Annotated in this window: 8 protein-coding genes; all 8 read right to left on the bottom strand. The window is 39.0% G+C overall.

Annotation, left to right across the window (positions count from 1 at the left end; genetic code table 11):
- On the bottom strand, window positions 1-1,314 hold a 1,314-nt coding region (locus G2999_RS00610), incomplete at its 3' end, for a DUF3466 family protein (protein WP_010177682.1).
- An 11-nt stretch (window positions 1,315-1,325) separates the two neighbouring features.
- Window positions 1,326-1,760: a DUF3466 family protein gene (locus G2999_RS00605; RefSeq protein WP_010177680.1), complete on the bottom strand. Its 435-nt coding sequence runs from the start codon at window positions 1,758-1,760 to the stop codon at window positions 1,326-1,328.
- Window positions 1,761-1,783: 23 nt separating this feature from the next.
- Window positions 1,784-3,712, bottom strand: a complete 1,929-nt coding sequence (locus G2999_RS00600) for an ABC transporter ATP-binding protein (RefSeq protein WP_010177678.1) — start codon at window positions 3,710-3,712, stop codon at window positions 1,784-1,786.
- Window positions 3,709-3,969, bottom strand: coding sequence for a glutaredoxin family protein (locus G2999_RS00595; RefSeq protein ID WP_010177676.1), 261 nt, complete (start codon window positions 3,967-3,969; stop codon window positions 3,709-3,711). The genes G2999_RS00600 and G2999_RS00595 overlap by 4 nt, the downstream gene beginning before the upstream one ends.
- 1 nt (window position 3,970) lies before the next feature.
- On the bottom strand, window positions 3,971-6,139 hold the full coding sequence (rlmKL, locus tag G2999_RS00590; protein WP_010177674.1) for a bifunctional 23S rRNA (guanine(2069)-N(7))-methyltransferase RlmK/23S rRNA (guanine(2445)-N(2))-methyltransferase RlmL: 2,169 nt from the start codon (window positions 6,137-6,139) through the stop codon (window positions 3,971-3,973).
- Complete coding sequence (gene pyrD / locus G2999_RS00585; RefSeq protein ID WP_010177672.1) at window positions 6,139-7,149, bottom strand: quinone-dependent dihydroorotate dehydrogenase; 1,011 nt, start codon at window positions 7,147-7,149, stop codon at window positions 6,139-6,141. The genes rlmKL and pyrD overlap by 1 nt, the downstream gene beginning before the upstream one ends.
- A gap of 117 nt (window positions 7,150-7,266) precedes the next feature.
- Window positions 7,267-12,114: an NAD-glutamate dehydrogenase gene (locus G2999_RS00580; protein ID WP_010177670.1), complete on the bottom strand. Its 4,848-nt coding sequence runs from the start codon at window positions 12,112-12,114 to the stop codon at window positions 7,267-7,269.
- Between the two features lie 224 nt (window positions 12,115-12,338).
- On the bottom strand, window positions 12,339-14,651 hold the full coding sequence (locus G2999_RS00575; protein ID WP_010177668.1) for an RND family transporter: 2,313 nt from the start codon (window positions 14,649-14,651) through the stop codon (window positions 12,339-12,341).
- Window positions 14,652-14,663 lie beyond the last annotated feature (12 nt).

Below are 14,663 nucleotides of genomic sequence, written 5' to 3'. Positions count from 1 at the left end.
TGTTATACTCTGACGTCGACGCCAAAAGACTAATTTACTTAACAGTACACTTATTAATAAGCCGCCACTGAATAGAGAGACTGAAGCACCTTGACGTTCTTTGTTGATACTATCGTTATTTCCGCTACTGCAATCTTCAATCACACCATTGGGAATTGGATTTAAACGCACGGCAATCACACGATCAATCATAACCGGCTCGCCATCGCTGTCGACCACTAAATCTCCGTTGGGTTTACGTGCTTGTTCATTCACTAACGCGTTGGCAAGTATAATATTATCGTCATTAATACTATTTGCACCTACAATACTATATGGTGAATCGCATGCAACTAGGTCATTAAGGTCGGTGAATGTTTGTGTGTTCATGTCATATAAAAATGCATTTTTACGACGAGTTCCTTGATTTGCAAACTCGACTTCACCTTCACCAACGACCATATTGTTATCATTGATATCACGCGCCACACTTGCAGAGCCTGGGAAAAAATCATCAGGGAAGATTAACTCTTCAGTATCAACATTATAAGTGTAAAATTTTGTTCGATTAGTGCCGTTTACCTGCGTTGTCCCAGTGCCAATAACTATATTGTTATTGTTAATATCCAGTGCTGTACTTGGGAAATAATCTTCTTTATCGATAAACTCAATTGTCTCGTTGTTTTGATAAAGGGCAGCGCTGCTAACTTTTAATTCTCTATCAAAAAAGAACGTATGAGTTTCCCCTACTGCAATCCCTGCATCATTTATCGCATAAGCGGAATTAAAAAATGCAGTATCAGGATTAGTTTCAGATACTGCTTCAGGTGTGAAAGGTAATGGGAAAGTGGTTGTTGAGATGATTTGACCTTGGGCATCAAGTTGCCAAATTGTGGCACGACGATCCATAGCCGCGGTAACTAACCCACCATTTTTTAAAATTTGATAACAAGTATCAAGCGCTTGATCGCCGCGCTCTTCATCATCATCACAACTTTCAACTGCTTCTAAAAAACCAGCAGACGCTCTAACTGAAGAGGAACCCGCCACTTGTAAATTTTGATTCACTGAGTAAGCTTGACTAACGCCACCTAAGTTTGTGGCCTGTGGTGGCAATTCAACAGTGTTTCCATTGAGTGAAATAAATCCTCTACGGACAAATTCGTTGGTTACATAATTGAGTACATCACCCGCTTCATTTGTATATTGACGGGTGATATAAGGTGCCTCAGCAGAGCCTACCAAGGTGTTACCATTTAAGATGTCATTCACAATAATGTCATTGCTAAAAGACAACCCATTGATTTGAAGGTTTTCAATATCAAATGCCGTCACTCGGGTATTATTTAAACATCATTAACAAATGATTGATATAGCGCTATTTGTTGACTTGAAGAGACATTCTCAGTTGAGGTTAAACGCGCCAGATTAACCAAATAATTATAATCATCAGCGTTTGGGTTACCCGCTTCTGCTGCTGTTGCATCCGTTAAATTACTAAGTAAAGTGGTATTGGTAAAATCAATCAAACTGTAATCAAGTGGTGGATTATAAGCATCTTGAGCTAACACTACTGCGTTATTTTGATTATCTAGGGCACGAGCAAATACATTAATCGCTAAGTCATTGGTAGATACAGGAACGACTTCATAAGTGGCTGCTGTGGCTAGACCTGAACAGTAAACCCCAGCCATTAGTAATGAACTAAAAGCAAGACGTGATAATTTGAAATGTGGCTGAGTCTTTTGCTTAGACTGTGCGATAACTTCAACTTGTTTCATAAAATTCCTGTAGTAAATCTTTGTTAAGATTGTTGTAATTCTTCTAATTCATCCCAACGTGTGTAAGCAAGCTCTAGTTGTGCTTCACAGTCAGCAAATTTATCTATAATCGGTTGTGTAAACTCAAACGATTGTGCATAAAACTCATTATCATTCATCTGAGTCTGTAATGCTTCGAGCTCATTTTCGAGTCGCTCTATTTTTTGTGGTAACTCAGCCAACTCTTTATTATCTTTATATGATAACTTTTTCGTTTTCTTTGTAACAGTGTTTGTTTGTGTATTTGGCGCTGAATTGACCGTGTTAGGAGTCTGTTCTTCCGCTTTAGTTCCCGTTGATTGATTTTTATTCAGGTTTTGTGCATACCATTCGGCACTATCACTATATCCTCCAACAAACTCTGTTACGACGCCCTCTCCTTCAAACACAACACATGAAGACACAACATTATCAACAAATTCTCTATCGTGACTCACTAATATAACCGTTCCTTGATAATCAACAAGCAGTGATTCTAATAATTCTAGCGTCTCTACATCTAAGTCATTAGTTGGTTCATCGAGAATGAGTAAATTGCTGGGTCTTAACATTAGCTTAGCCAACATTAATCTATTCTTCTCACCACCAGATAAAGAACTGACTGGGGCTTGAATACGATCTGGCTCAAATAGATAATCTTGAAGATATGAAATGACATGTCGTGGACGACCATTAATCGTGACTTCTTGTTTCCCATCAGCCACACAATCTACAACCTTTTGTGTTAGATCTAAGGCATCACGGTGCTGATCAAAATAAGCTACTTCTAAGTTGACGCCTTGAATCACTTCGCCAGAATCAGGTGTCAGATCACCTAGAAGTAGTTTTATCAAGGTAGATTTACCACAACCGTTATTACCGATAAAAGCGATTTTATCACCGCGTACAATATGTAAATCTAAGTCTTTAACAATTTGTTGACCACCAATCGCATACGATAAGCCCGTCGCTTCAAATACGCGTTTACCTGATGCTTGTGATACATGTCCACTGATTTTAGCGGTACCTTGAACTTTACGTCTGGCTTGGTGTGTTTCACGCAACGCTTTTAGGGCGCGAACTCGTCCTTCATTACGCGTTCTCCGCGCCTTAATCCCCTGCCGGATCCACACTTCTTCTTGGGCAAGTTTTTTATCAAATAACGCATTCTGATTTGCTTGTACTTCTAAGTCATGCGCTTTTTTCTCTAGATACAGTTCATAATTACCAGGGTAGGATGTTAGTGTTCCTCTATCTAAATCTACAATTCGAGTAGCCAAAGAACGAATAAATGCACGGTCGTGAGAAATAAACACAATCGAGCCTTTAAACTGTTTTAGGGCTGCTTCCAACCACGCAATCATATCAATATCTAAATGGTTGGTCGGCTCATCAAGCAGTAAAATATCTGGTTGCGAGACAATCGCACGTGCTAGGGCTGCTTTTCTTCGCCAACCACCCGACAATGAAGACAACATCGCGTCAGCGTCTAAATTAAGCATCGTTAGGGTTTGATTAATGGACTGTTCAAAGCCCCATGCTTCTTTACTATCAAGCTCATTTTGTAGCGTCATTAATGTATCAAGGTTTTTTTCAGAAGGGTCATTTGTCACTAATATGGTTTGTTCATGATAAGCTTTTATTAGCTCACCAACACCTTCTAACCCCTGCGCGACGTAATCAAACAACGTAGACTCAACACTTTCCGGAGGATCTTGGGGAAGACGAGAAATGCTATAATTATTATCCACGACACGTACACCATCGTCGAGGATGATCAATCCTTCAATCACTTGTAAAAAGGTCGATTTACCACAACCATTACGACCAACAATACAGACGCGTTCATTGGGTTCCAAGATGAAATCAACACCATCTAAAATGGGGGGATGGCCAAAAATAACGGAACCATCTTTTATTTGTAACACACTCATGCGCGCAAAAACTCCTGCACTTGGGGTAATTCGAAAGGCCAATATAACGCCATATCAGTGTCTCGATTAAGAAGTACAGGGATACGGGCGCCGTAGTTGTGGTATAACAACGTGGTTGATTTAACATTGATATAGCTGATTTCAATATGGAATTCAGGTTCATTAGCCATTGCAATATCTAATAAATTACTTGCCACATCACATAGTGAACAATCTTCTCCACCAATTAACCAAATTTTTTTCTTAAATTTTGTCATGTTATTTTTCTAAAGTTAAAATCCAGCAATGGTGAATTTTAGGATTACGGATATAATCTTCAGGTATTGTAGCAGCGGTGATATCTTCCACAGCAAATCCCATATCCTGTAGTGCTTCAGTGTCTAATTTAAAACTGCGTAAGTTATTAGAAAAATAAATTTTGCCACCACGAGTTAAGCAACCTAATGCATCACGTATTAAACTCACATGATCACGCTGTACATCCCATGTTTTAGACATACGTTTGGAGTTTGAAAAACTGGGTGGATCAATGAATATGCGTTCATATTGTTTCGAATGATGTTTTATCCAAGATAAACAGTCACCTTGTTGAAAATCATACCCGCCACGTAATTGGTTCAAACGGAAGTTATCCTTAGCCCAATCCAGATAAGTATTCGACATATCTACGGTGGTAACACTTGCGGCTTTCCCTAATGCAGCATGAACTGACACACTACCGGTATAAGAAAAGAGGTTCAATACGCGCATCCCTTGAACATCTTGAGCAAAACGCTGTCGAGTGATGCGGTGATCTAAGAATAGACCGGTATCTAAATAATCATGCAAATTGACATAAAACTGCGCACCATGTTCTTGTACAATAATACGTTCATGTTGAGAGTTAAATTTATCATATTGCGCCTTACCTTTTTGCTGCTCACGAACTTTCAGCACGATCTTGTCAGTTGATACACCGGTGAGCATGGGTAATTGCAACAACACATCATGTAAACGACGACGTGCTTTTTCAGCTGGAATATCTTTTGGTGGCGCATACTCTTGAACAACCAACCAGTCGGCATACCTATCAATGGCACAATTATATTCCGGTAAATCGGCATCATAAATACGGTAGCAATCTGTCACATTGGATTGAATAAACCCTTTTAAACGTTTTAGGTTTTTCTTTAGGCGATTCGCAAAATCCTGTTGCCCAGAGTGTTGTTCAACGGCAGTACAATTACTTTCATTAAGTTGATAATTCACACACTTACATTCAAGCTTACCATTCATCATGGCATATTCTTTATTGGAACGAAGGCGTAATTGTCTTAATAGCTCTCGATTAGACGTCAACATGGACACATGCCAATTCGCAAAATGCGCCTTGAGTTGCTCTCCCCATTTAACAAACATGGGTAATAATGTCGCTAATTCTCCCAAACGCTCACCATATGGGGGATTCGTGACAATAAAGTGCGTGAGCTCTCCTGTTTCAATAGCCTGCTGCGGCTGAGTATCCACAGACCATTTAAGGGCATCAGTTTGACTAAATATAATATCACCAAACACCCCTGCCTCATCGGCATTGGCCTTAGCACTGCGAACGAGTTTTCGGTCCAAATCATTCGCATAAATAGCGACATGAGTATCAGATGCTGGAGTTTGTGCTTGCAAGGCTGCATCTCTTATTTGTTGCCATTGCTGTGCACTATGATGTTTCCAATGATTAAATCCCCATTGCTCACGGGCTATGGCAGGTGCGATATTTTGCGCTATTAACGCGGCTTCAATAGCGATGGTACCTGAACCACACATAGGATCAGCAAGCACCAAAGATTGTGGTACATCAGACGCTTGATTCTGTTTTACACGTTCAACAAATCCACTGCGATATAACATTGCACTCGCGACATGCTCTTTTAATGGCGCATCCCCTGTAGTCTGACGATAATGGCGTTGATGTAAACTTTTACCTGATAAATCAATGCAAATCGTCACTTCGTCTCGATGTAAGCGCGCATGAACCACAAATTTAGGAGCGAGCTTACTCACATTGGGACGCATTAAACCATCTTCAACAAATCGATCGACAATCGCATCTTTAATGCGCAACGCGCCAAATTGTGTGTTATTGATGGATTTTGTCGTCCCGTTAAACTGAACCATAAAGTCATCTTCATGAGAAAAATGACTAGGCCAATCAATATTATTGGCTGCCGAGTAAAGCGCTTGTTCATTGGCACATGGCGCATGGACGAGCACCCAAAGTACTCGGTTAGCTAACCGAGAGTGTAAACAAATACGATAAGCATCGCTCAGCTCACCACTGACTTTGACCATACCTGGGGCAAGTTTGGTACTGACACCAGGACATAGTTGTTGAATTTCGTCTTGAAGAAGTGCGTCTAATCCACGTGAAGTGGTGACTAAAATTTGGTGCATTAAGAAAGCCCGTTAACAATAGTAGGAATCAGTTTTGGTCCTTGATAAATCAAGGCCGAATAGACTTGAACCAGGCTTGCGCCAGCATCCAAGCGTGCTTGTGCTGCTGCGGCAGAGTCAATACCACCGACGCTAATAATCGGCAACGCGCCTTGTAAATGTTCAGATAGTTGTTGAGTGACTTCTAAACTACGTTCGGTTAAGACTGAACCACTCAAACCGCCCATTTCATCCGCATTGGGTAAACCGGCAACAGCGTCGCGTGATAACGTCGTATTCGTCGCGATTACACCATCAAGTTGAGCATCAACTAGTGCATCAGCAATGCCAAGAAGCTCGTCATGAGTTAAGTCCGGTGCAATTTTTAAAGCAATAGGCGTATATTTATCGTGTTGCTCGCTCAGTTCAAGCTGTGCAGATTTCAAGCCCGATAAGAGCTGGTTCAATGTTTCACCATATTGTAAGTTTCGTAAACCAGGAGTATTAGGTGAAGAAATATTCACCGTGATGTAATCAGCAGCAGCATATACTTTTCGGAGACAAATGAGATAATCTGATAGCGCATTAGCCTCTTCAGTATGTTTATTCTTACCAATATTGATCCCCAAAACACCTTTATTATTTGCTTTAGCGACATTATTCAGTAAGTTATCAACACCCAGATTATTAAACCCCATACGATTAATAATGGCATTTTTCTCGGGTAAACGAAATAAACGGGGTTTAGGATTACCTGGTTGGCCAACGGGGGTAACCGTCCCAATTTCAACGAAGCCAAACCCCATCGCATTAAATGCATCAATACATTGGCCTTCTTTATCTAGCCCTGCAGCTAGACCAACAGGATTGGGAAATTCAAGTCCCCATAATGAAACGGGCTTATCCTGAATCGTTTGTTGATAAGTATGTTTAAGAAAAGAACGCTGTGTTTTAGCTAACCAGCCAATTGTCATGTCGTGAGCAAATTCAGCATCACATTGTAAAAGGGCTTTATGCGCCAACGAAAACATACTATCAATTCTCCAAAAATAAAAAACGCTATATGGTATAAATTATGCCATATAGCGCCTATTTATGCTGTGTTTTTTATCTGATGAAATCAATATCAAGACTGACCACGAATAAAATTATGTATTCACTTTATTTCCCATTAATAATAATTCGCGTAATGCAACGGAAAACTTAGCAAACTCATGTGTATTACTCGTTTTGAACTCATTCATCATACTTGACCAACGCGTAATTAAATGCGCGTTGGCATCCATCCATGTGGTTAATAATTCATCAACATCGGCAGCGGATGATAATCCTTCTGAACGACCCAATAAAGAAATGGTGATTAAACGTTGCTGGTGATCTAACTCCTCCCGATAAGAAGCACGAGCTAGTGCCTGCCAATGATTGGACACTGTTTGTTGATTTATCTGTTCCAAGAACCAATGTAATTGTAATTGAGAGCCTAACTGAAAATATAAACGCGAGACCAGCGAAGAATGACATTGCGATTTTTGCACGATATGTGCAATATCTAGCGCACTAAAAGCATTACTTTGTATTGCCACGCCATAAGCGATATCTTCTGGAACACCTTTTGCGGTGTAATATACCACTTTCTGTTCTAACGCTTTCACTTCTGAGGGAACTAAGTAATCCTTTATGTTATCTAACAAATCCGTATAAACCGATTTATAAAAATCGACTGCAGCTTCAATGGTAGCAAAATTAGAGGTTTCTCTTAACATCCAACGAGTTGCTCGACGAACCGAACGACGCAGTGCTTCAAGCATGGTTAATTGCAAAGCAGAATCAATTTTATTATCTAATTGTTCTACCTTTCGCCATAGTGCACTCGTTGAGTAAATGGCTTTGATGGTCGAATAAGCCCTGGCGATATCGGTAAAACTCGCCCCCGTTTCATCATTTAAGCGATGGGCAAAGTTAATACCCATATCGTTGATCATAAAATTAGTCAGTTTCGTGGCGATGATTTCTGCTTTTAATGGATGCTGTTGCATTTGAGACTGATAAGCATTTTGTAATAACGCAGGAAACGAATCGACTAAAAACTGCTGATAATACTTACTTTCCGTAATTTCAGGTTGGTTTAACTCTTCTTTCAACACCATTTTTGCATACGATATGAGTACTGATAACTCTGGACGCATCAAGCCAACACCATTGGCGATCCGTTCAGAAAACTCTTCATCATTGGGTATATATTCAAGCTCTCGATTTAATTCACCATTCTTTTCAAGAGTATGTATAAACCGCAATTGTTCTTTTATCTGGTTGACACCTGCTTGCTCGGTAATTGAAATTGATTGCGTTTGACGGTAGCAATCTTCCAGTACAATAGAAGCAACATCATCGGTCATGTCATAAAGCAATTGGTTGCGCTGTTTCACAGTCAAATCACCATTACTGACTAACGTATTCAACAATATCTTGATGTTGACTTCATTATCTGAACAGTCAACCCCGCCGACATTATCAATAAAATCAGTATTTACTTTACCACCATGTTTAGCAAACTCTACTCGGCCTAATTGAGTACAACCTAAGTTACCGCCCTCTCCGATTATTTTAGCTTTTATTTGCGCCCCATTAACACGGACAGCATCATTGGCTCGGTCACCAACATCGGCATGATTTTCTTGAGAAGATTTGACATATGTGCCAATACCGCCATTCCATAACAAATCAACTTCCATCTGTAAAATGTGGTGGATTAGTTCGTTAGGAGTCATGCTAGCGACTTGAGTATTGAGACAACGTTTCATTTCCTTAGATAAGGCTATCGATTTATCTTGACGCGAAAACACTCCGCCACCGGATGAAATAATACTCCTATCATAATCGCTCCAATTTAAAGACGGATCAGCAAATAGGCGCTCTCTTTCAATATAACTTTTAGCTGCATCCGGCGTTGGGTCAAAAAATATGTGCATATGGTTAAAGGCTGCAACCAACTGAGTTTGTTGAGATAACAACATACCATTACCAAATACATCACCAGCCATATCGCCAACAGCAATACAGGTAAATTCAGTTGTTTGACAATCTACCCCGAGTTCACGGAAATGACGTTTAACCGATTCCCATGCACCACGAGCAGTTATTCCCATCTTCTTATGGTCATAACCAACACTACCACCCGAAGCAAACGCATCACCTAACCAAAAATTAAACTCATGAGCAATTTCATTGGCGATATCTGAGAACGTAGCTGTGCCTTTATCTGCGGCAACGACAAGATAAGCATCATCATCATCATGGCGCACAACATGTTGAGGGTGGACAACCTCACCATCAATGATGTTATCTGTAATATCTAATAAACTACGAATAAATGTTCGATAGCATGCTTGTCCTTCTGCAATAAAGGCATCACGACCGCCCGTTTTAGGTATTTGCTTACAGACAAACCCACCTTTTGCTCCCACTGGCACAATAACGGTATTTTTTACCTGTTGTGCTTTCACTAATCCTAGCACTTCGGTTCTAAAATCTTCAAACCGATCAGACCAACGTAAACCACCTCGGGCAACTTTTCCACCACGAAGATGAACACCCTCAACTTTTGGAGAATACACAAATATTTCAAACTTAGGCAAAGGTAATGGCATATCTCCAATCAGGTCGGGTAAGAGCTTAAATGAGACATATGATTTCTGTTCGCCATTTAACTTTGCTTGATAAAAATTAGTACGAACCGTTGCCACGATCATATCAAGATACTTACGAATTATTCTGTCATCATCTAAATTATTAACACGGTCAAGAGATTGAGTAATGTGCGTCACTAATTCGTCTTGTTCTTGCTGATTAAATGAATGATCAGGATTAAAACGATAGGCAAATAGCTCTACTAATGATGCTGAAATATCAGGGTATTCAGCCATCGTATTTGCAATATATTCAATCGAAAATGATAAACCAATTTGACGCATGTATTTGGCATAAGCGCGAAGAATCGTGACGTTTCTACCCGTGATATTTGCACTTAGAATAAGTCGATTAAATGCATCATCTTCTAAATGATTTTGCCACACCAATCCAAAAGCTTCTTGAAATAATGCCTGAGAAGATGACATATTGTCTGTGGGGAACGAAGGATGCAACATACTAAAATCCATGATCCAATTACAACCACCCTCTGATGATGCAATTTTATATGGTGTTTCATCAATGACTCTTAAACCAAAGTTTTCTAACATTGGTAGTACATCTGATAAATGAATAGGCGCATGTCGATGATATAGTTTTAATCGCACGGCTTGGCTTGTACTTGATTCTTCTTGTGGGCGATAAAATAACATTTCTAATGGATTATCATTGCTTAACCGCTCAAGATTTTTTAAATCTGCTAACGCTGCGCTAGGCAAATATTCATTCATGTATGACTGAGAAAAACTATCAGCATAACGCTCAATCATGGGCACACTTTGCCCTTCTCCAAATGCCGTCTTAATAACAGAAGCGAAACGATCTGGCCAAGTTTTGGTTAGCTCAATAATATTTTGTTCAATCTCTTTCACTGGATAATCCATATTGTTATCTTTTACTCGTACAATGTAATGAGTACGAGCATATACTGACTCTGAAAAGTAAGTCGTAAATTCGACAGCTTGCTCACTGCCAAACGCTTGACGGAGATACGCTTGTGTTTGTTTACGCAGAGCGGTGTTGTATTTTTCTCTTGGTACATAAGTCATACAAGAGATAAAGCGACCAAACGCATCTTTCCGAATAAACATTCTGGAAATACCGCGTTCTTGCATCTGAAATATACCACTGACAATATTAGCTAATTCTCGAGTAGGTGAATGCAATAATTCTTCGCGAGGATAAGTTTCCAATATATTTATAATGGCCTTATATGCATGAGTGCCCTCTTCTACATCAGCAGCCTCACACACATCAATAATTTTTTGTGATAATACCGGTATGTCAGTAACACTTGAATTATACAAGGACGCAGAATACAGACCTAAAAACCGATGTTCGCCAATAACATCGCCTGTTTCATTTAATACTTTTACACCAATATAATCGATATGAGCTGGACGATGTACTCGTGCTAAAGATGACGTTTTAGTTAAAATTAATGGTTTAGACGATAATGTTTCTTTCCTTGCTGAGCTAGGTAAATTAGACATACGACGATCACGATTTCGTATTGAATTTTTCATAATGCCAAGACTAGTATCATTTTTTGGATGCCAAAAGTGATCACCATCTAGCGCAGATACTTCATAATAACGATAGCCCATCAATGTAAAGTGATGATCTGCTAACCAATCAATAAATTGAATCGTTGAATCTCGGGTGGTGTCAGCAAACGAAAAATCAGAATCTGTAATGACTGATTTCATATCAAGCAAACGTGATTGCATCGGAGCCCAGTCCTGAACAACTAAAGCCACTTCTGATAAGACAGAACTAAGTTCGTCAGTTAATGAATCAAGTTGTATTTGCTCTACTTGACGATCGATTTCAATATGAAAAACCGTTTCTTTGTTACATGTGACACATTGTGATTTATTTTCTGAAACAAAGTGACATAATTCGTGATCATCTGCACGTACAAGTGTAATTGGACTATGTAATAAGAGATGAGCAGTTATACCGAGTCGATTAAGAGCGATCCGCACTGAATCAACTAAAAATGGCATGTCGGCTGTGATAATTTCAACGATGGTATGTTCGGACTGCCATCCATGATGTGTGATTTGTGGATTAAACACCTGAATATAAGGTGAACTTGCGTCATAATCGCAAAAGTTATGCCATAAACTTAATGTAGCACCATACAGATCACTATCATTTCGACCTTCCAAATCCGATGGAGCAATATTTTTAAATAGTAACCTACTAAATTCTTGAATAAGAGGTGCTTTATCTTTTTTCGCTTTGCGACCTATTAGTGAGTGTACATTATCTAATAAAACCGAATGGTGACGAGCCGTTTTCATAAAATATCCTTAATCATTGAAATAAGCTATTTCAAGTATTTATATATCGACTTAATGGTTCAATTAAAACTATTCTGACTGAGATAGATTAGTAGATAAAGGCTTTTTTTACAAAATAATAACAGTTTTAATAAGTATGCAAATATATACAAAAAAAAGGGCATGATGCCCTTTTTTAATAAATGATTATGCAGAAATATATTTCTACTTAATAACAAACATGACTACTTTTTGTTCCACCATAATAATTTCGCTATGGCAGGTAAAACAATAATAGCCCCCAGCATGTTAACTATAAACATAAAGGTCAATAATATTCCCATATCCATTTGGAATTTAAGCGATGAAAATACCCATGTACTCACACCAATAGCTAATGTAATACCGGTAAATAATACCGCACTACCACGTTCTTTTAATGCCTCTAAATAAGCTGACTGAACACTATCGCCAGAACGTAGACGGACAACCATAGTCGATAGAATATAAATACCATAATCAACCCCAATGCCAACACCTAATGCAATAACCGGTAAAGTAGACACCGTTAAACCAATCTGTAAAAACGTCATGAGAGCTTGAGCTAATACTGACACTACATACAAAGGGATGACGACAGATAACGTTGCTCGTAAAGAACGGAAACTTAACAAACATAGTAATATTACAGCACCGAAAACATATAACAGCATTGGGTTTTGTGAGCTAGCTACTGCTTCATTGGTTGCTGCCATAACACCAACAGGACCAGAAGCAAGTGCAAACGTTAAGTTTTCATCTTGGTATTCATCACGAAACGATTTCACCGCTTCAACGACTCGAGTGATGGTTTCAGCTTTATGATCTTCCATGAATAAAATCACTGGCATGACTGAACAATCAGCATTTAATAAGCCTGAAGACGTAGGCACTCGAGACAATGCTTGTACTAGTGTTTGTTCATTTCGAGGTAACACATGCCACTTAGGGTTTCCTTCGTTATACCCCGCATTAATACGCTTTGCTACCGAAGGTAAGGAAACTGCTGATTGGATCCCCTCAACATTTTGCATTCGCCACTGAAACTCGTCTATGCGAGTCATAATATCGTGAGAAGTACATGCAGCTGGACCTGCCTCAACTAATATTGAGATGTAATCGACAGTTATTTCATATTTATCGGTGATTAAAAATGTATCTTGGTTATAACGAGAATCTTCATGCAAGGCAGGTGCACCTGCATGTAAATCGCCTATTTTCAAGTTCTGTGCCTGCATTAAACCCAATATAAATAATAACGAGGTCAGTAATACAATGCCTACCGCGACTGGTTTTTCACAACACTGTGTAAACCACGCCCATACTTTTTCTGAATTACCCTGCTGATTAAATTTTGCTTTGTAAGAATCATCAAGTGTAATGAATGACATTAATACAGGTAATAATATTAAATTAGTCAAAATAATCACAGCAACACCCATGGATGCAGTAATCGCAAGTTCTTTGATAATACCAATATCAATTACCAGTAAGGTCATAAAACCAACTGTATCTGATAACAAGGCTATTCCACCAGGCACTAGTAAAGAAGTAAATGCTAGTTTAGAAGCTGAAAGTACACTCATGCCTGCTACTGCATGCTTACTTACCGCATTAATCATTTGCACACCATGGCTTACACCAATGGCAAAGACTAGAAATGGCACTAATATCGACATAGGATCTAAACCAAAACCAAACAAGGTTAATAATCCTAATTGCCAAACTACTGCAACAATAGAGCACAATAGAGGTAATATGGTAAGCATGATTGATTTTGAAAAAAGAAAAACCATCACGGCAGTAATTGCTATAGCAATTGCAAAAAACATGACGACATCTTTAGCTCCATTGGCTACGTCAGCAATCATTTTGGAAAAACCAATAATATGAATCGTTATATCATCTGACTCATATTTTTCTCTCAATTCTGTTTCTAATTGGTTACCGATTTTCAGCATATCCAGTGGTTCACCGGTCTCTGGATTCGTTGAAAGTAATTGTGCGGTAACCATGGCACAGGAAAAATCTTTAGATACTTGACGACCAACAATACCTGCTTTTTCAATGTTTTGTTCTACAACTTTAAGAGCGCTAGTATCTGAAGAGTTAAAGTTAGCAGGGATAACTGGACCGCCAGCAAAGCCACCTTCAACGATTTCAGTAAAACGAGTTGATGGCGCAAACAATGACACTACCAGTGAACGTTCTACGCCGTTAATAAAGAACACATCATCATGTACATTTTTATAAGTATCAAAGAATTGTGTATTAAATATATTACCCGACGTATCACACACGGAGACTAATATACTATTTGCACCGTCAAAATCAGCACGATGCTTCATATAATTAAGCATGTACTCATGTTCAAGAGGTATGTTTTTTTCAAAACCAGCATCTAATTTTAATTGAGATGCCATAAACAACAACACGACCGTTATTAAAGCGAAAATCGAAACAACAAGTTTACGATGACCAAATACGGCCGCTTCTGAAGATTTGATTATTTTATCCATGAGAGATATCTA

It is taken from the genome of Glaciecola sp. HTCC2999 (assembly GCF_000155775.1).
Classification (GTDB): Bacteria; Pseudomonadota; Gammaproteobacteria; order Enterobacterales; family Alteromonadaceae; genus Opacimonas.
The sequence above is the reverse complement of the archived record's forward strand: the minus strand, read 5'-3'. Positions and strand labels throughout refer to the sequence as shown.